Genomic DNA, 18,675 nt, shown 5'->3' on the forward strand with positions numbered 1-18,675 from the left:
GTTGGTTTTCGACTGGAGCCGCGCGTGCAAAAATTCTTCCGCCGCAATCTTGCAGGCTACGCCTTTCTCTCGCCCTGGCTAATCGGCTTCTTCCTGCTGGCGATCGGGCCGATCCTGGCCTCGCTCTATCTCAGCTTCACCAAGTACAACGTCGTGCGCCCGCCCCAATGGATCGGCCTCGACAATTACGCCTACATGGTCCAGTTCGATCAGCGCTTCTGGAAGGCGCTGCAGGTCACATTCCAGTTCGTGGTCATATCAGTGCCGCTGAAACTGATCTTCGCGCTCGGCGTCGCCATGGCGCTCGACAAGGGCATTCGTGCCATCGGCTGGTATCGGGCGCTGTTCTACCTGCCATCCATTCTCGGCGGCTCCATCGCCGTGGCCATTCTCTGGCGCCAGCTCTTCAACTATGACGGGGTGATCAATTCCATCCTGCGCCTGTTTGGTGGCGACGGACCCTATTGGCTGGCCGACCCCAAATTCTCGCTCTGGACACTCATCGTGCTCGCCATCTGGCAGTTCGGTTCACCCATGCTGATCTTTCTCGCGGGGTTGCGCGCCATTCCCCAGGAGCTTTACGAAGCCGCCGAAATCGACGCGGCGGGGCCGGTGAAGAAGTTTTTCGCCATCACCGTGCCGCTGCTGGCCCCGGTGATATTCTTCAACCTCGTTCTGCAGATGATCGAGGCCTTCAAGAGCTTTTCGGGTGCCTTCATCATCTCCGGTGGTTCGGGCGCGCCGCTCGATAGCCTCCTGTTCTTCACCGTCTATCTCTACAACGAGGCCTTCAGCTTCCTGCGCATGGGCTATGCCTCGGCGCTGGCATGGGTGCTGTTGCTGATCATCGCCGCCTTCACCGCCATCGCCTTCTGGACCTCAAAATACTGGGTCCACTACGAGAACGAGAGGGGCTGATGATGCTTCAAATGACCTTTGAACTATCGGCTCCGTTGCATCCCTCCCCCTTGAGGGGAGGGACCGAGGGTGGGGGTGTCGGAGCATTGGCGATCAACCCGCCTTGCACTCGCGGAAACGCCGACACCCCCCACCCCATCCCTCCCCCTCAAGGGGGGAGGGAGCAGCACCGCGCTGGGGGAGAGACAAGATGACCACCACCACCATGCCCGGCCAGTCCACCGCCGAAATCGCCCATGCCTATCGTCAGGAGAAGGCCAGGCGGGCGCGACGCTTGGCCATTCTCAAGCATGTCTTCCTGATCCTGACCTCGCTGGTCATGGTCTATCCGCTGCTCTGGATGCTGGCGGCCTCGCTCAAGCCGGATAACCAGATTTTCGGCGATCTGGGCCTTTGGCCCAGCGAGTTCCACTGGGAGAACTATTCAAAGGGCTGGAACGCCCTGCCGGTGAGCTTCACCACCTTTTTCTGGAATTCCACCGTCGTCACCGTGCTCTCGGTGGTCGGCAATGTGGTTTCGTGTTCCTTCGCGGCCTATGCCTTCGCGCGGCTGGAATTTTCCGGCAAGACCATCTGGTTCGCGCTGATGATGATGACTTTGATGATCCCCTATCACGTGGTGCTCATCCCTCAGTACATCCTGTTTCTCAATCTGGGCTGGGTGGACAGCTACCTGCCGCTGATCGTGCCGAAATTCCTGGCCGGCGACGCCTTCTTCATCTTCCTGATGATCCAGTTCTTCCGCCAATTGCCGCGCGAACTGGACGAGGCAGCGATGATCGACGGGTGCTCGCCGTTCAAGATCTATTGGGCCATCATCATGCCGTTGAGCCTGCCCGCCATGGCGACCGCAGCGATCTTCTCCTTCATCTGGACCTGGGAGGATTTCCTGGGGCCGCTGGTCTATCTCAATGACATGAAGGACTACACCGTGCCCCTGGCGCTGCGCAGCTTCATCAGCACCGACGGCGTCAGCCAGTATGGGCCGATGTTCGCCATGTCGATCCTCTCTATCCTGCCCATCCTCCTGTTCTTCCTCGTCTTCCAGCGGCTCATCATCCGCGGAATCGCGATGAGCGGGTTGAAATGAGCGGACGTCCGCAGTTTTTCACCTCTCCCTGTGGGGGAGAGGTCGGCGCGCAGCGCCGGGTGAGGGGGCCTTTGTCACGGCGCTTGCCAAAAGGCCCCCTCACCCCAACCCTCTCCCCCAGAGGGAGAGGGGGCCTTTCGTGCTCCAAACAACACTTTTCCTGGCCGAGGTAGACATGGCATCTGTTACCCTTTCCGAAGTTCGCAAGGCCTATGCCGGTTTCGAAGTCGTTCACGGCATCGACCTCGAGGTCCAGTCCGGCGAATTCCTCGTGCTGGTCGGCCCCTCGGGCTGCGGCAAGTCCACGCTGCTCCGTATGATTGCGGGTCTCGAAGAGATCACCGACGGCACGATTTCCATCGGGGATCGCGTGGTCAACGACCTGCCGGCCAGCCAGCGCAACCTGTCCATGGTGTTCCAATCCTACGCGCTTTATCCGCATATGAGTGTGCGCAAGAACCTGGCCTTCGGCCTCTCAAACCTGCGCATGCCCAAGGACGAGATTGCCCGCCGTGTCGCCGATGCCGCCCGCATCCTGCAGATCGAGGAATTGCTCGAACGCAAGCCACGCCAGCTCTCGGGCGGACAGAAGCAGCGCGTCGCCATCGGCCGCGCCATCGTCCGCGAGCCGCAACTGTTCCTGTTTGATGAGCCCCTGTCCAACCTCGATGCCGAGCTGCGTGTGCAGATGCGCGTCGAACTGGCCGGCCTCTACAACCGGCTGGGTACGACCATGATCTATGTGACGCATGACCAGACCGAGGCCATGACCATGGCCACGCGCATCGCCGTTCTCAACAAAGGCAATCTCGAACAGGTCGGCACGCCCTTCGAGCTCTACAACAATCCGCGCAACCTCTTCGTCGCCAGTTTCATCGGCTCACCCAAGATGAACCTGCTCAAGGGCACGACCTCGGGGCAGGGGATCGAGCTTGCCGGCATCGGCACTCTGGCAACCCCGCTCAACACGACCGGCGGCGTGACCGTCGGCATCCGCCCCGAGCATCTGACGATCGACACGCAAGGCGACATTGCCGTCGAGGGCACCATCACCCTCGTCGAATATCTGGGCAGCGAACTCTTCGTCTATGTCGCGCTGCCCAGTGGCCAGACGCTGATGGCCCAGGCGCCCGGGAATGCGCAGCACAAGCGTGGCGACACGGTCTCTCTTGGCCTGAAGGCCGCTGACGCGCATTTCTTCAACGCCGAGGGCCTGCGCATCGAGGCGTCGACGTGATCCCTCCACTGCTTGAGCAATTGCGGGCGACCGATGTCGCCGAAAAAGTCGGCCCGCTCGCCAAGCCCGCCGACGCCACCCTGCTGGCCGAGTGGCAGCGCTCCGGCGTGCGCTTCGTCTCCAGCGCCGACCGGCTGACTGAGCGCTACTATGACGCCGTGCGCGAGCTTTTCGACTGCATCGCACCGGCAGCGGACGAGACGCCGATCCTTCACGAGGGGGGCATCTATCACGGCTGCTGGCTGGAAAGCACCGGCACCATCAATGCCGAGCTGCTGAGCCGCTTCCTGCCCTCGATCACCACGGCGACCTATTCGGCCTTCGCCCGCTTCCAGCGCGAGGATGGCCTTTTCCCCTACAAGGTCACCCCACAGGGGCCGGCCTTCAACCAGATCCAGCTGGTGACCCCGCTGGCGCGCTCGGTCTGGAACCACTTCCGGCTCAACAGGCTGGACGATGACTGGCTGAGCCAGATGTTCGGCGCCATGTCGCGTTACGACGCCTGGCTCGCACGCTATCGCAACACGTTGGGCACCGGCGCCGTCGAGGCCTTTTCGACCTATGACACCGGCCACGATCTGTCGTCGCGCTTCTGGCATGTGCCCGATAGCCCCTTTGGCAATGACCCCACGCGCTATGATCTGGACAACCCGATCCTGCCCTTCATCGCCCCGGATCTGACGGCGAATGTCGCCTGCCAGCGCGACTATCTCGGCGCAATTGCCGACCATCTGGGCGGCGACGCCAATGCCTGGCGGCTCAAGGCCGGAGCAAGTCGTGCCGCGCTCTATGCGCAGTGCTACGATCCCGAAGATGGCTTCTTCTACGACCGCGACCGCCATGGCCGCGTCGTCCGCATCCAGTCCGACAACCTTCTGCGGGTGCTGGCCTGCGAGATCGGAGATGCGGACAACTTTGCCAAAGCACTCGAGCGATACCTGCTCAACACACGGAAATTCTTTGCCAAATTCCCCGTGACTTCGATGGCGCTCGACGATCCCCGCTTCGACCCCAATTTCGGCCAGAACAGTTGGAACGGGCCGACGAACGTCCTCAGTCTCATCCGCGCGCCCCACGCGTTCGAGCACCATGGACGTCATGTGGAACTGAGCTGGATCCTGCAGCCGACCCTGTCTGCCCTCTTTGCCACCGACCGGTTTCCGCAGACGCTTAACCCCTATACAGGCGCGGCCGGCTTCACCGAAAAGTACTCCCCCTCCATCCTGTGCCTGCTCGACTTCATCGAGCGCCTCTCCGGCATCCTGCCGCGGCCGGAGGGGGCATTGTGGTTCACCGGATTATTGCCGAAGCCTGCAACGCACCGATACGAAGCTTGGGAAACCGCCTATGGACGCCGGGTCGATGGGGTGGAATTCGAGCTCGTCAATACGCAGGAGGGCAGCGAGATCTGGTGCGACGGCGGACTGCTCGGCCGCTTTCCGGCCGGCATTCGCGTCGTAACCGACCGCTCCGGCGCTCTTCTCGAAATCGTCGGCCTCACCAGCCGCACGGTGACGGGACGCCTGGAGTGGGACGGCAAATCCATCCCCGTCTCCATCGCCCCGAATGAACGCCGGCGATTCGACGCTGGCACATGTGTCTCCACCAGCGCACCGGGATTGGTCTTGCCGAGTTTCGGATAAACCTTGCTCACGCTGCAATCACCGCGCCGCCCTCGGGCATGACCCGAGGGCCAGTCGACGCCCGTACAACTCATGGAGCCCGCTGCAACTGGTCCTCTGGACAGGCGGGGGACGGCATTGTGGGCATTCTTGCACCGCGTGAAGCCCAGCACAGGAACCTTGCCCACGCCCATCCGAAAGGCGTAGCCTCCGTGACAGGACAGTGACAGGGAGCGGGCCTAAGCTCCCGGATACGGACGCAACGACGTTCGCAATTGTTCTAGGGAGGATCTATGAACAAGCTGCTTCTCGCGGCGCTGGTGTCCAGCGCCATTGCCATTCCCGCTTATGCGGCCGATTACACCATCATGGCGCCGGCTTCGCCCGGTGGTGGCTGGGACCAGACGGCCCGCTCCATGCAGCAGGCCCTGACCGAGGAAGGCATTTCGGGCAATGTGCAGGTGACCAACGTCCCCGGTGCCGGTGGCACTATCGGACTTGCCCAGTTTGCCACCCAGGAAAACGGCAACCCCAACGCTCTGATCGTGGGCGGCTACGTGATGGTCGGCGCTATCCTGACCAACATGTCGCCCGTCACGCTTGAGAACGTCACCCCGATCGCCCGCCTGATCGGTGAATCGGACGTGATCGTGGTGCCCGCCAATTCCGAACTCCAGACCATGGATGACCTGGTGGCCAAGCTCAAGGCCGATCCGGGCGCCGTTGCCTGGGCCGGTGGTTCGGCCGGTGGCGTCGACCACATTGCGGCTGGTCTCATCGCCAAGGCCGTTGGTGTTGATCCGACCCAGGTCAACTACATCGCCTATTCGGGCGGTGGCGAGGCCCTCGCGGCCGTGCTTGGCGGCCAGGTTACCGTCGGTATCTCGGGATATGGCGAATTCGAATCGCAGATCGCTGCCGGCGAGCTGCGTGCCCTGGCCGTGACCGGCGCCGATGAAGTCGACGGCATTCCGACTCTCAAGGAATCCAATGTCGACGTGAATGTGGAGAACTGGCGTATGGTCGCCGCGGCTCCCGGCATCACCGATGAACAGAAGGCCGCGATCACGGCCGACATCGAAAAGATGGCGTCGTCCGACACCTGGAAGTCGATCATGGAAACCAATGGCTGGCAGGACATGTACATGTCCGGCGCCGATTTCGATGCCCAGCTTGCCAAGGATATCGAATCGACCACCGCCGTTCTCAAAGACATCGGCCTGGTGCAATGAGTTCCGGCACCAACCTTCAGCGCCGCCCCGATGGGGCGGCGCTTGTCATTGCCGTGATCCTGCTGGCCATCTCCCTCGTCATTTTCTGGCAGACCAGCACCATGCGCCTGCCGCCGCTGCAGGCGCGGGTCGGGCCCCAGGTCTTCCCCTATGGCATTGCGGCCGGGCTGTTCCTTCTCTCCATCGGCACCGCCATTTCCGCCTGGCGCGGAAATTTCCCCGCCCGCACCCGGGATAATTACGGGCCCGTCCTTTGGGTCATTGCCGGTTTGCTGGGACAGATCACGCTGGTCTCCTGGGCCGGGTTTTCCATCGGCACCGGCGTATTGGTGGCCTGCACCACCAAGGCCTTCGGGCGCGGTCCGCTGTGGTTCACCTTCCTGTGCGGCACGGCTTTCGCCTTCGTCATCTGGTTCATCTTCGCTCGCGGACTGCAGCTTTCGCTGCCCACCGGCCCGCTTGAGCGCCTCATTCCCTGATCGGGTAGCACGACCATGGACACATTCGGCCTTCTCGCCAACGGCCTCGCGGCCGCGCTGCAATGGCAGAACCTCATCTATGCCTTTATCGGCGTGACCCTGGGCACCGCCGTGGGCGTTCTGCCCGGCATCGGCCCGGCGCTCACCGTGGCGCTGTTGCTGCCCGTTACCTACCGCCTCGACCCTGCCGGCTCGCTGATCATGTTCGCCGGCATCTATTATGGCGGCATGTATGGCGGCTCGACGACCTCCATCCTGCTCAATACGCCAGGCGAAAGTGCCTCTATCGTCACCGCACTCGAGGGCAACAAGATGGCGCGCAAGGGCAGGGGTGGTCCAGCCCTTGCCACGGCGGCCATCGGCTCCTTTGTAGCAGGCCTGATCGCCACGCTGGCCCTGGCCTTTGTCGCCCCCTGGGTGGTCCGCATCGCCATCGCCTTCGGTCCGGCCGATTATTTTGCGCTGATGGTCCTGGCCTTCGTGACCGTTTCGGCCGCCTTTGGCGACAGTCCGCTGCGCGGCATCACCGCGCTGTTCATCGGGCTGGGCCTGGGGGTCATCGGCATCGACCTGCAGACCGGCCAGGCGCGCCTTTCCTTCGGCGTTCCCGATCTTCTCGATGGGATCGAGGTGACCACCCTGGCGGTGGCGCTATTTGCCATCGGCGAGACCCTTGCCATCGCGGCCACCGCCGCCAACGTCAAGGACGAGATCATCGCGGTCAAGGGTTCGATCTGGATGACCGTGCAGGACTGGAAGCGCTCCTGGCCCGCCTGGCTGCGCGGCGGACTCATCGGTTTCCCGATCGGCGCAATGCCCGCCGGCGGCGCCGAGATCGGCACCTTCTTCTCCTATGCCGCCGAGCGCCGTCTCTCCAAGCATCCCGAGGAATTCGGCGAGGGCGCCATCGAGGGCGTGGCCGGACCGGAGGCCGCCAACAATGCCTCCGCCGCCGGTACCCTGGTGCCGCTGCTGACACTGGGCCTGCCGACCTCAGCAACCGCCGCCATCATGCTGGCCGGTTTCCAGCAGTTCGGCCTGCAGCCCGGCCCCCTGCTGTTCACCAGCAATGCGCCGCTGGTCTGGGCGCTGATTGCCAGCCTGCTCGTCGCCAATTTCATGCTTCTGGTGCTCAACCTGCCGCTGATCGGTCTCTGGGTTAAGCTCCTCACCATTCCCAAGCCCTGGCTCTATGCGGGCATCTTGCTCTTTGCCACGCTCGGCACGCTTGGGGCCAATGGCGCCATGTCGGGGACCCTGGGGCCGATCCACTTTTCGTTCGAGCTGATGATGCTGCTGGGCTTCGGCATATTGGGCTATGTCCTGCGCCGCTTCGGCTATCCCATCGCGCCGGTTGTGATCGGCCTCATTCTCGGGCCGCTGGCCGAGCAGCAATTGCGCCGCGCGCTGGCGATCAGCCAGGGCGACCCGATGATCCTGGTGCATTCGCCGCTGGCCATCGGCCTTTACCTGGTTGCGGCCGCCGCCGTGCTGATCCCGCTCTATCTGCGCATGCGCGGCAAGGGCGAGGTCCTGAGCCAGCTCGCGGCGGACGAGGACTAGCCAGAACACTTCGATCTCTCCGCGGCCTGAACGCGGCCGCGGAGAGACGCCCGGGTTGGATCAGCGGGAAACCAGCCCCAGTGGCCGTGACGGCGGCACTGGATCGACCGGGCCGCCGCCACCGCCGGATAGCGACTGCGGCGCCTCGTCCCGGCCCTCAAAGGCCGAATTGATATCCTGGCAGAAATCCGTGGTGTTCTCGGGGTCAGTCAGCTTGCACTCGGCCTTGTAGTTGCCGCGCGTATCGCATTCGAGTTCGTCCTGCCCATTGGGCAATGAATACTCGAAGCAGATAATGTCGTCGTCATCCGCAATGGCAGCACTGGGTGCCATCGGGATCATGGCGAGCAGGGCGCCGAGGGTCAGGGCGACAGCGCTCATGGCGCGGAGTTCGATGGTATTCATGGTCGGTCTCCTCATCAGCGGGTTGGGGTAACCCGGCTTGTTTTCGATGACCGCCTTATTCGCCATGATGCTTGAACCCGGGATGAGATTGGCTTTCACCTCGCGTTCAGGCGCGCGCGAAAAATGCGAAAAGCCCGACTGCCAGGGAGGAGCCTGGCAGTCGGGCTTTGTCATATCGGCCTGTGGCGTGGGGCTTCCGGAGGGAGGGCCTGAGCCCCATTGCCTGCCTATGCTCAACGCCGGGAAGAGCGGAGCTTAGAGCTTGCCGATGTTGCGGAACGCGACCGGGTCGATACCCAGGGTGTCCAGGTGCTTGGCCTTGGGCGCCCGTCCCGCTTCAACCGCCGCCGACACAGCAGCAGCGCTGCCGAACACGGTGGCAAAAGTGTCGAGGGTCGCAAAGAACTTGTTCTTGCGCGGGGTGCTCATTTTCCAATCCTTCCTGTCCGACCCGGATGATCCCGGTCGTTTCCATGCCCAATAGATGGACCTCGTCCTGCCGGATCGGTAGGGGTCGATTGTTCACCCCAGCCATGCATTGAGGGAAAATCTTCTCCTGACGTCACCGGGCCATGCCGAGCGGCGAAGTCAGGGGCCGTGACTTAGGGCTTAGGGGAGACGATTTCCTGCCAGGTGTCGAGGAAGCGTTGCCGCCGCAATCTGTCCAGCGCCACGAGAAGGCCCGGACCGAGCGGAATGGGCTGGATGACGCCGCGTCCGCGTGCCGCGATCGCTTCGCTGGTCCATGCGCCCGAACCATTCGGCACCACCGAACCGAGGGCGGTCGGGCCCGAGGCAATGGCCTGCCCAGCCGGCGACAGGGCAAAATCCACGAAGGCCTTTGCCAGCTCGGCATTGGGTGCGTCGCGCGGGATCAGCATGGAGCGGGTCAGCACCAGCACATAGTCGTCGGGCACCACGATCTCTATCGGCGCTCCCTCGGCCTGCCGGGCAAAGGCATAGGAGCCGAGCACATTATAGCCCAGCGCCAGCGTGCCATCGGCCACGCCGTTGAGAATGGCCGGGCTGGAGCCCGAGAATTGCGCATTGACCCGGCCAAAGGCGCTGGCCAGGCGCCAGAAGGTGGATGAGATCGTCTGGTCCTGCGCGGCCAGAAGGTAGCCGACGCCGGAAACCCCAATGTCATAGGTTGCGATCCTGCCGCGGAAGCGCTCGGTCTGGGTTTCGAGCAGTTCCGCCAGTGTCAGGTGCGTGCGAGGCACTTCGTCGTCGGCGATCAGGTCGCGATTATAAATGATGACGGCCGGCTCGAAGGTGAAGCCGAACACTTCACTGCGCCAATGTGCCCAGTCGGGAAGCCCGGAAAGCCAGGGGCTGTCATAGGCCAGGGCATGTCCGTCATTGGCCAGCTTGAGCTGCAGGTCAGAGGCCGAACTGATCAGCAGGTCCGGCGCCCGGTCGAGCGTGCCGGCCAGGAACCCTTCATAGAGCGGCAAGGAGTCGGTCTCTTCGTAGATCACGCTCACATCCGGTCGCTGGGCCTGAAAGCCCGCGACAAAATAGGCAAAGAGCGGCGTGTCGGTCGTACCCAGAATGGTCAGCGTGGTCTGGCTCGACCCATCGGGAGCCGGGTAAGTGGTCGTGGCCGCCTCTGCAGGTGCGGGCGATCCCCAGAGGGCAGCCACCACGACCAGCGCACCCATAACCGGCAAGACGCCCGAGCCGCCGGCGCCGGCCGAGCGGCGGAGCAGTGGCAGGGCGATGGACACGACGAGGCCGCCGCCGGATCGGTCGAGAAGGGTCAGTGTGCCCCGATGCGCCGCGGCCACGCGCGCGACAATGGACAGGCCCAGCCCCGACCCCACCTTGCCATTGCTGGCCCTGCCGCGCTTGAACCGTTCCAGCACGCTCGCCTTCTCGCTCTCCTCGATGCCCGGCCCCCTGTCGCTGACCTCCACCACCAGATATCCCATCTCGATGCGACCGGCGATATCGACAGACGCCTCCGAATAGACCAGCGCATTGTCCACCACATTGCGCATCATCTCGCGCAGCGCCACGCGGTCTCCCCGCAACTGGGCTACCGCGGCGTCCGCGGCCAGGTCGATCACCAGGCGGCGCGCCTGCTCGGGATCCAGCCTCTGCCGCACGTCCTCGATCACCGCCGCCAGCGTCGTGGTTTCAATTTCCTGGTTCTCCATCCGATGAGAGATGGTGGCTTCCATCAGCAACTGGCTGACCAGCTGGCTGGCCTGCACCGCACCGGTATGGATGCGCCCGACGCGCCGCCGCAGGGCGTCCGGGTCCTGCTCGTCCATCGCCACTTCCGCCTGGGCACGCAAAGAGGCGAGGGGGGTTCGCACCTCGTGCGCGGCCTCGGCCACCAGTCCGCTCACCCGCTCCATGGCCTTTTGCAGCCGTCCCATGAAGCCGTTGAGCGCTGAAACCAGGTGGTCGACTTCCTCCGGCACCGGCACGGTGATTGGGGAGAGATCATCGGGCGCCCGCGCCCGCAATTCGTGTTCCAGTTCGGTCAGTGGCGCGAACATGCGCGAAATGCCAAACCAGACCAGACCCACTGCCAGCAAGGTGAGGGCAATAACCGGCAACACGGCGTTGGAGAGGATTTCGTTGGACAGCGCCTCGCGCTGGTTCTGGGTCTCGGCGACATGGATGGTGACCCAGCCGGTATCGCTGGGGGTCGAAATCAGCCTGCCGACGCTGGCCACGCGCACTGTCTCGCCGCGATAGCGCATGTCGACAAAGCTCGGCTCGGCTGAAACGGTCTCGCCCACCTGCGCCGCCAGGTCTTCATAGCCGGTCACGGTGCGCGCATCCGGGTCTTCCACGGCGTAGAACACCCGGTCACGGCCCGAAAACATGGCGAAGGCGGCAAAGGGGATTTCCACTACCACAGCGTCATTCTCGACCTGTACGGCGCCGGCAATGGTCAGGGCGGAAGCGGCGAGCAGCCTGTCGAAGGCGCGGTCGGAGGCGCGCTCGGCATAGTCGCGGATGAAGATGATCAGCACCACGGCAGCGAGCATGAGCAGCGCCACCGCCAGCGCAAAGATACGGCGCCGCAAGGAAAAGCGTTTGGCGGTCAATTGGGGAGCAACGCTGGATGGGGATTACGCATCGATCACCCGCATCATGTAGCCGACGCCGCGAATGGTGCCGATCTCGACATTGGCGTTCTCGAGCTTCTTGCGCAGGCGAGAAATGTGCAGCTCGAGCGCGTTGACCGAAACGGATTCGTCGAAATTGAACAGCTGGTTCATCAGCCGCTCCTTGGCGACCACCTTGCCGGCATGCGCGACCAGGATTTCCAGCAGCCGGAATTCGCGCCGCCCCAGCTCCAGCGCCTTGCCATCGACGGCGGCATTGAGCCCGGCCAGGTCCAGTTCCAGATTGCCCACGCCCACCGTGCTGGACGCCTGGCCTCCGGTGCGGCGCAACAGGGCGCGCAGCCGCGCTTCGAGTTCGCGCAGGTCGAAGGGCTTGACCAGATAGTCGTCCGCGCCCAGGTCGAGCAGGCTCACTTTGTCGTCGATTTCCGAGCGCGCAGTGATCACCAGGATCGGCGCGTTGAACTTGCGCTTGCGCAGTTCGGCAATCAAGCTGATGCCGTCGCGATGCGGCAGCATGAGATCGAGCGCCACGGCGTCGAAGGGTTCCGCCTCGGCCGTCGGCACCACATCGTCGCCGTCGCGCACCCACTCCACCGAATGGCCGGCCGAGCGCAGGCGCTTTTCGATCGCCTCGCCCAGATCCTCATTGTCCTCCACCAGCAATATGCGCATGCGTCCTCCTCGCCCGGAGACACTAGTGCATTGTCGGGACAATGGGGAATTGGATTTAGGGCCAATGAACAGGCCGGCGGCAGGCCGCCCTAATATTTGAGGGACAGGTTGCGCAGCGCGCTCAATGCCTGAAGGCGCCAGCCCTTGATCTGCTCGAAAAGCCCGAGAACCGAAAAGGAGGGCGGATCGACATAATTGGCCAGCATGGCCTCGGCCAGGCGCTTGCCCTCGCGCACGATGCGGCGCTCTTCCAGATCCTGTCCGCCATTGGGTACCCGCATGGCCGCCTCCTCGTGGTTGACGAAACCTTAACGGGCAGGGGCGGCCTTGTCTGCCTTATCGTGAAGAAATGGTTTACGCCTGGGTCGGGCCGCAGCCGCAGGTCAGATGCGTAAACTTGTCGATACCGCGTTCAGGCGGCGGCAATGGCCGCAGGTTAGCCTGCTCTCATGCCACAGCCGCCCTCCCGCAGTCCCGCCAGGTCCCCGCTCCTCCTCGAACGTCGTATCGCGCCGCGCCGCAATACATACATCCAGGCCACCATCGCCATGGGGTTCGCAAGCGTGCCCTGCATCGTTCGCAATGTCTCCGACACCGGCGCCAAGCTGGAAGTCGCGCGGGTCGGCGGTATTCCCGATCGCTTTGACCTGATCGTGCCCGGTCACCGTCCGCAGCCCTGCCGCGTCGTCTGGCGCGCGCTCAAGGAACTGGGCGTCGAATACCAGGCGCAGCCGCACCAGCCGGCGGACAATGCCAACGGATAGTCCGGTTTTCGGACCTAGCGGGCAGGGATGTTCGCCGGACGAATAGAGCGCTTCTGCGCTGCGATGCGGAACGGCGCGTTGACCGCGCCATAGCCGGCATAGGCGCCCTTGCGCTGCACGATCTCGAAAAAGAAGCCTTCGCCGAAATTGGGCGTGTAGAGCTGGAAGAATTCGCCGCCCGCGTCCCGGTCATAGAGGATATTGAGTTCTGCCAATTGCGCGATGGTCTCGGACGCGAGGCCCAGCCGTGCGGCGAGGTCGTCATAGTAGTTGCGCGAAATCTGCAGCGGCTCCAGGCCATTGGCCTTGAGGGCGCGCGCGCTGGCAAAGATGTCGCCACTCGAAAAGGCAATATGCTGCACGCTCGAGCCAAAGGTCTCGGCGATGAAATGCCCCGCCAGCGTCCGGTGGCTTTCCGCCCCGTTGAGCGTCAGTCGCAGCGAGCCATCGTCATTCTCGATTACCTGGCTGCGCACCAGGCCCGAGGGGTCCACCACATCGACCATCGGTCCTTTGTCGACCAGGAAGATCGAGCGGTAGAACAATATCCAGGTCAGCATTTCCTCGTAATTCATCGTTTGGGCGATGTGGTCGAAGCCCACAAGGCCGGCACCTCCCGCCCCGGCGGCCGGGGCCGCCTCGAACTCAACATCCCAAACGCGGGCCAGGTCGGAATGATCGTCGAGGAAATAAATGACGCCGCCGCCAACGCCGCGCACGGCCGGAATGGACAGTTCGCCCGGGGCCACGCGTTGCGCAAAGGGCTGCGCGTCGAGCGCCTGGGCGCGGGCCAATGTCGCCTGCGCGTCCTCCACCAGCAGGCCCATGGCATAGGCCGAAGTGCCATGGGTCAGATAGGCGGCATGGGCCAGCCCCTCGCGCTCGGTATTGATGACTATGTTAATATCGCCCTGGCTGAAGCGCTCGACGCTCTTGCTGCGGTGCCGGCCGGTCCGCGCAAAACCGAGCTGGCCCAGCATGGAGCGCAGGGTTTCCGCCTCGCTCTCATCGGCGGTGAACTCGACGAAACTTACGCCCTTCACCGACACGCGCCGGGGCAGGGCAGGCAGGGTCGGGGCAATGGCCGGCTCGGCCTCGCGCACCTGGTCCATCAGGAAGGTCAGCGAGCGATGGCCATCGAGCGCAATGGTGCGCGGTGAACCGGCGCGGAACTGGTCGTTGAAGATTTCGAGCGACAGCGGCCCCGTATAGCCCGTCGCCGCGACCGCCCGGGCAAAATCCACCACCGGCAAATCACCTTCGCCCGGCATATTGCGGAAATGCCGGCTCCAGTAGAGCAGGTCCATGTCCAGCGCCGGTGCATCGGCCAGTTGCACGATGAAGATCTTGTCGCCCGGAATGGATCGAATCGTGTCCGGATCGATACGGCGCGACAGGCTGTGGAAGCTGTCCAGGATCAGCCCGACATTGGGGTGATCCGCCCGCCGCACGACTTCCCAGGCGTCGCGATGGTCATTCACGTGCCGCCCCCAGGCCAGCGCTTCATAGCCCACCTTCGACCCACGCTTTGCGGCGCGCTCGCCCAGCTCCCGAAAATCGGCCGCCGCGCGGTCGATGCCACCCATTGCGGCCGGCGCCACGCTGGAACAGACAAGCATCAGCGGTGCCCCAAGGGCCTGCATCAGGTCGAACTTTCGTTCCGCCCGATCGAAAGCCTGACGGCGCTGCGGCTCAGGCAGGCCCTCGAAATCGCGGAATGGCTGGAACAGCGTGATGTCGAGACCGAGATCCTCGGCCATGAGCCGCACCTCGGCCGGGCTGCGGTCAAAGGCCAGGAAATCATTCTCGAAAATTTCCACCCCATCGAACCCAGCCGCTGCAATGGCCTCGAGCTTCTCGCGCAGGTCGCCGCTGATCGACACCGTGGCAATGGACGTTTTCATGGTGCTTGCCCAGTACGAACTAACTAGTTCGTACAATAACGAGAGGAGGGGGTGTGGTCAATGCGGGTTGGGAACAGGGGGCATGGGGGCGATGGGGAGGGGAGGCAAAACGGAGGAGGCAAGACGGAAGCGCTTGCAGCCTTCCATCGGTCTTACGGAAGCGGAGCCTGCCTCTCGCCGCTGGTGCCCTGGCGCTGGCCGGCTCGACATCTTCGACCCGGTGTCCGAGCCATGGCGACAGCCGCGCAACGGCGAGCGGGCAGGCGCGCGCGGAACATTCGCGCCCCGGGCGGTGGCGCTATTCCGTCAGCGCCTCGGCCTTGACCACGTAGCGCAGCACCATCTCGACCGTATTGCGCTTGAGCCGTTCCTGCATGTCTGCTGCCCCGAAATCGCGGGCAAAGAGCCGCGAAAAAGTGGCCCGGTTGGAGACATTGAAAAAGCACAGCGCGCTGATCTGCCAGTGGATTTCGAGCGGATCGAGGCCCGGCCGGAACAGGCCTTCGGCCAGCCCGCGCTCATAGAGGTCCCTGATCTGGGCGATGGCCGTGACGTTGAGGTCGCCGATCACGCTGGAACGCTCGAGATATTGGCCGTGATGGATGTTCTCGATCATCACCATGCGGATGAAATCCTCGTGCTGGTGGTGATGCACGAAGGTAAATTCCACCAGCCGCTTCAGCCCCTCGATCGGGGTCAGCCCGGCTATGTCCAGTTCCGCTTCGCCCTCGCGTACCTGCGCGTAGGCGCTCTCCAATGCGCTGAGATAGAGCCCGTCCTTGTCGCCGAAATAGTAGTAGATCATGCGCTTGGACGAGCGCGTCTTGGCCGCGATCTCGTCGATGCGCGCGCCCGAAAGGCCGTTGAGCGCGAACTCCTGGCTCGCCACCTCGATGATGTTCTGCCGCGTCCCCTCCGGGTCCTGCTGCCGGCCCGGCGCCTTGCGCGCAGCTTTCCGCACTTCAGACCCGCTTTCGGACATGGCAATATCGCCTTTCTCGCTCACATCGGCGCCCACACAACGAACCGGTTCGTTCAATGCGCAAGGCGTGTCGCTCTTGTAGCGGCGACCGCAACGCGAAAACAAGGGCGGTTCGGCTACCAAGCCGGCACATGCGCCCCAAATGCCATGCGCCATCGGCGTCGGATCGAAGCGCGGACGGCAGCCCATGACGCGCCAACGCCGTATCGCACCACCCGATCGGGCGGTGAGCTCACTGTTTAAGAAACTGCAAGAGAGTTTGGCTGGGGAACCTGGATTCGAACCAAGATCGACGGAGTCAGAGTCCGCTGTTCTACCATTGAACTATTCCCCAGCAGGTGCCTGCTGGCTGTGCGGCGCGGGCCGGTGAGGGCTGCGAAGCGCGGCGCGGGGTCTCATTAGACAAAGCGCAGGCAGATTGCAAGCGTCTGGCACGGAGCGTCGCCAGGAAATGTGGATAGCCACATTTCCGGTTCGGTGGCGCGACCCGGAATGGACCGACGTCGCAAGGCAATGTGGAAAGCCGCACTTCCAGTTCGGCGGCGTGCGGGCGCCGGCGGTGGGACTGTGGCTGGGTGGCCATGCCATCCAATGCATTGCGCTTCTTGCCCCCTTGCTCTACCGTCGATCCCGACAACGCAACATGATGTGCGTTCGGGCGCGACCGGCCTTCCGGTCCTTGCGACCGCGCACAAAGGAGCCTTTCGTGACCGATTCTGTTCGGTCCGCCGCTGCCTCGGCCCTTGTGGACGAGGCAGGGTCCGGTGCACCTTCCGGTTCCCTCCGGAAGGAGCGGGGCGGTACGCCGCCCGCTCAGGCCCCGGATCAGCGGACGCATATCGCCCCCCATCCACGCCGCAATCGCGGCCCGCTCTACGCGGCGCTCGACCTGGGCACCAATAATTGCCGCCTGCTGATTGCCCGCCCGCATGATCGCGGCTTCCGCGTGCTCGATGGCTTCACCCGCATTGTCCGGCTGGGGGAGGGCGTTTCGGTCACCGGACGGCTCGGCGACGCGGCCATGGAGCGCACCATGGAAGCGCTGCGCCAGTGCCGCAACAAGCTGCGCGACCACCAGCCCACCCGCATGCGGCTGATCGCCACCGAGGCCTGCAGGGCCGCCGAGAATGGTCCCGCTTTTCTCGACAGGGTGAAGAACGAAATCGGGCTGGACCTCGAAATCGTTGACAGGCGCACCGAGGCCGAACTGGCCGTGACCGGCTGCGCCGACTTGATCGATGGCGAGGCTCAGGGCGCGCTGATGTTCGACATCGGCGGGGGCTCCTCCGAGCTGGCCTGGCTCGATTTCCGCGGCGGCCGGCCGCGGGCGCAGGGCCGCATGTCGGCCTCGATTCGCTCCTGGCAGTCGCTGCCGGTGGGCGTGGTCTCGATCGCCGAGAAATTTGGCGGCGTCGATGTGACCCCGGCGGTCTTCGAGGAGATGGTGGCTTTCGTCGCGTCGCATCTGCGCCAGTTCCGCGGTCGCGAAAAGCTCAGGCAGATGATCGGCACCCACCCGGTGCATCTGATTGGCACCTCCGGCACGGTGACGACGCTGGCGGGCCTGCATCTGGGGCTCGAGCGCTATGAGCGGCAGAAGGTCGACGGGTTGTGGATGCGCCGCGACCAGGTGGACGAGACCATGCGGGCGCTGCTCGGCATGCCGTTCGAAAGGCGTGTTGCCCATCCCTGCATCGGCAAGGACCGCGCCGACCTGGTGCTGCCCGGCTGCGCCATTTTCGAAGCCATTCGCCGCGAATGGCCGACCGATCGCGTGCGCGTCGCCGATCGCGGTCTGCGCGAGGGCATCCTGATTTCATTGATGGACGCCGACCGGACGCAAAAGCGCCCCAACCGCTACCCGAGGAGACAGGCCAATGGCCAATAACAAGGCTCTGGGCACCGGCGGCCGCAAGTCCGACAAGGACCTCAAGATCCGCGTGAAGACGGCCAAGGGTCGCAAGGTCGCCTCGACCAAATGGCTCGAGCGCCAGCTCAACGACCCCTATGTGGCGCGCGCCCGCGCCGAAGGCTATCGGTCGCGCGCCGCCTTCAAGATCAAGGAAATGGACGAAAAGCAGCGCTTCTTCAAGAAGGGCATGCGCGTCGTCGATCTGGGCGCCGCACCAGGCGGCTGGTCGCAGGTGGCGGCCAAGGCGGTCGGCTCGACCGTCGAAAACCCGCTGGTGGTGGGCATCGACTATCTCGACATGGACCCCATCCCGGGGGTCATCCTGTTCAAGAAGGACTTCACCGAGGACGACGCGCCTGCGCTGCTGATCGAGGCGCTGGGCGGCCATAAGGCCGATGTGGTGATGAGCGACATGGCCTGGCCGACCACCGGCCACCGCGCCACCGACCATTTGCGCATCGTCCACCTCATCGAGATCGCCGCCGAGTTCGCCATCCAGGTGCTGGCGCCGGGCGGGTCCTTCGTGGCCAAGGTGTTCCAGGGCGGCACCGAGCATGAGCTGCTGCACATGCTCAAGCGCCATTTCACCAGCACGTTCCACATCAAACCCCCATCGAGCCGCAAGGATTCGGCCGAGGCCTATCTCGTCGCCAAGGGGTTCAAAGCTTCGCAGCCGATCCGCGAAGCGGATGAATAGCAGAGCCTAGATTTCGGCGTGCATTGCCCACCCCACCCTCAGTCCCTCCCCATCAAGGGGAGGGAGGCGCAGGTCCGGGGTGCAGGTGTTCATCGTCTCCCTCCCC

17 protein-coding genes and 1 tRNA gene are annotated in these 18,675 nt (G+C 64.0%); 10 read left to right on the forward strand and 8 right to left on the reverse strand.

The annotated features are described in order from the left end of the window. The first annotated feature begins 24 nt into the window (after window positions 1-24). The 7 genes from K1X15_RS05630 to K1X15_RS05660 all read left to right on the forward strand — a co-directional run bounded on the left by K1X15_RS05630 (window position 25) and on the right by K1X15_RS05660 (window position 8,141). Window positions 25-918 carry a carbohydrate ABC transporter permease gene (locus tag K1X15_RS05630; protein WP_220306527.1) on the forward strand — a complete coding sequence of 298 codons (894 nt, stop codon included), beginning with the start codon at window positions 25-27 and terminating at the stop codon, window positions 916-918. A 205-nt stretch (window positions 919-1,123) separates the two neighbouring features. Next, entirely contained in the window at window positions 1,124-2,008 is an 885-nt protein-coding gene (locus tag K1X15_RS05635; RefSeq protein ID WP_220307446.1) for a carbohydrate ABC transporter permease, read from the forward strand. A gap of 175 nt (window positions 2,009-2,183) precedes the next feature. Beyond that, window positions 2,184-3,245 (forward strand): ABC transporter ATP-binding protein, encoded by a 1,062-nt coding sequence (locus tag K1X15_RS05640; protein ID WP_220306528.1) that lies wholly within the window; start codon window positions 2,184-2,186, stop codon window positions 3,243-3,245. Continuing rightward, window positions 3,242-4,888 (forward strand): MGH1-like glycoside hydrolase domain-containing protein, encoded by a 1,647-nt coding sequence (locus K1X15_RS05645; RefSeq protein WP_220306529.1) that lies wholly within the window; start codon window positions 3,242-3,244, stop codon window positions 4,886-4,888. The genes K1X15_RS05640 and K1X15_RS05645 overlap by 4 nt, the downstream gene beginning before the upstream one ends. A 272-nt stretch (window positions 4,889-5,160) precedes the next feature. Beyond that, on the forward strand, window positions 5,161-6,099 hold the full coding sequence (locus tag K1X15_RS05650; protein ID WP_220306530.1) for a Bug family tripartite tricarboxylate transporter substrate binding protein: 939 nt from the start codon (window positions 5,161-5,163) through the stop codon (window positions 6,097-6,099). Further along, window positions 6,096-6,578 carry a tripartite tricarboxylate transporter TctB family protein gene (locus K1X15_RS05655; RefSeq protein ID WP_220306531.1) on the forward strand — a complete coding sequence of 161 codons (483 nt, stop codon included), beginning with the start codon at window positions 6,096-6,098 and terminating at the stop codon, window positions 6,576-6,578. The genes K1X15_RS05650 and K1X15_RS05655 overlap by 4 nt, the downstream gene beginning before the upstream one ends. 15 nt (window positions 6,579-6,593) lie before the next feature. Beyond that, a complete protein-coding gene (locus tag K1X15_RS05660) occupies window positions 6,594-8,141 on the forward strand; it encodes a tripartite tricarboxylate transporter permease (RefSeq protein WP_220306532.1) in 1,548 nt (515 codons plus the stop codon). Window positions 8,142-8,201: 60 nt separating this feature from the next. Here the strand turns inward: K1X15_RS05660 and K1X15_RS05665 are convergent, their stop codons facing one another. From K1X15_RS05665 to K1X15_RS05685, 5 genes are all read right to left on the reverse strand, one after another. Further along, window positions 8,202-8,546: a hypothetical protein gene (locus K1X15_RS05665; protein WP_220306533.1), complete on the reverse strand. Its 345-nt coding sequence runs from the start codon at window positions 8,544-8,546 to the stop codon at window positions 8,202-8,204. 255 nt (window positions 8,547-8,801) lie between these two features. After that, the gene (locus tag K1X15_RS05670; protein WP_220306534.1) at window positions 8,802-8,975 is read right to left on the reverse strand and encodes a hypothetical protein; all 174 of its coding nucleotides are present in this window, start codon (window positions 8,973-8,975) and stop codon (window positions 8,802-8,804) included. A 173-nt stretch (window positions 8,976-9,148) separates the two neighbouring features. Beyond that, on the reverse strand, window positions 9,149-11,614 hold the full coding sequence (locus tag K1X15_RS05675) for a sensor histidine kinase (protein WP_220306535.1): 2,466 nt from the start codon (window positions 11,612-11,614) through the stop codon (window positions 9,149-9,151). Between the two features lie 24 nt (window positions 11,615-11,638). Further along, the gene (locus K1X15_RS05680; RefSeq protein WP_220306536.1) at window positions 11,639-12,310 is read right to left on the reverse strand and encodes a response regulator transcription factor; all 672 of its coding nucleotides are present in this window, start codon (window positions 12,308-12,310) and stop codon (window positions 11,639-11,641) included. 89 nt (window positions 12,311-12,399) lie between these two features. Further along, on the reverse strand, window positions 12,400-12,591 hold the full coding sequence (locus tag K1X15_RS05685; RefSeq protein ID WP_220306537.1) for a hypothetical protein: 192 nt from the start codon (window positions 12,589-12,591) through the stop codon (window positions 12,400-12,402). Window positions 12,592-12,759: 168 nt separating this feature from the next. On the opposite strand from K1X15_RS05685, the gene K1X15_RS05690 reads away from it, so the two are divergent. After that, window positions 12,760-13,074, forward strand: a complete 315-nt coding sequence (locus K1X15_RS05690) for a PilZ domain-containing protein (RefSeq protein ID WP_240549672.1) — start codon at window positions 12,760-12,762, stop codon at window positions 13,072-13,074. 14 nt (window positions 13,075-13,088) lie between these two features. On the opposite strand, the gene K1X15_RS05695 is transcribed toward K1X15_RS05690, so the two are convergent. From K1X15_RS05695 to K1X15_RS05705, 3 genes are all read right to left on the reverse strand, one after another. Beyond that, window positions 13,089-14,978, reverse strand: coding sequence for a bifunctional sugar phosphate isomerase/epimerase/4-hydroxyphenylpyruvate dioxygenase family protein (locus tag K1X15_RS05695; RefSeq protein ID WP_220306538.1), 1,890 nt, complete (start codon window positions 14,976-14,978; stop codon window positions 13,089-13,091). Between the two features lie 298 nt (window positions 14,979-15,276). Continuing rightward, a complete protein-coding gene (locus K1X15_RS05700) occupies window positions 15,277-15,984 on the reverse strand; it encodes a TetR/AcrR family transcriptional regulator (protein ID WP_338033490.1) in 708 nt (235 codons plus the stop codon). Window positions 15,985-16,220: 236 nt separating this feature from the next. Beyond that, a tRNA-Gln gene (locus tag K1X15_RS05705) sits at window positions 16,221-16,294 on the reverse strand. A 372-nt stretch (window positions 16,295-16,666) separates the two neighbouring features. On the opposite strand from K1X15_RS05705, the gene K1X15_RS05710 reads away from it, so the two are divergent. Then, window positions 16,667-17,848, forward strand: coding sequence for a Ppx/GppA phosphatase family protein (locus K1X15_RS05710; protein WP_240549673.1), 1,182 nt, complete (start codon window positions 16,667-16,669; stop codon window positions 17,846-17,848). Beyond that, the gene (locus K1X15_RS05715; protein ID WP_220306540.1) at window positions 17,838-18,569 is read left to right on the forward strand and encodes an RlmE family RNA methyltransferase; all 732 of its coding nucleotides are present in this window, start codon (window positions 17,838-17,840) and stop codon (window positions 18,567-18,569) included. Before K1X15_RS05710 ends, K1X15_RS05715 begins: the two co-directional genes overlap by 11 nt. The last annotated feature ends 106 nt before the right edge of the window (window positions 18,570-18,675 follow it).

The sequence above is a fragment of the Devosia salina genome (assembly GCF_019504385.1).
Lineage (GTDB): Bacteria > Pseudomonadota > Alphaproteobacteria > Rhizobiales > Devosiaceae > Devosia > Devosia salina.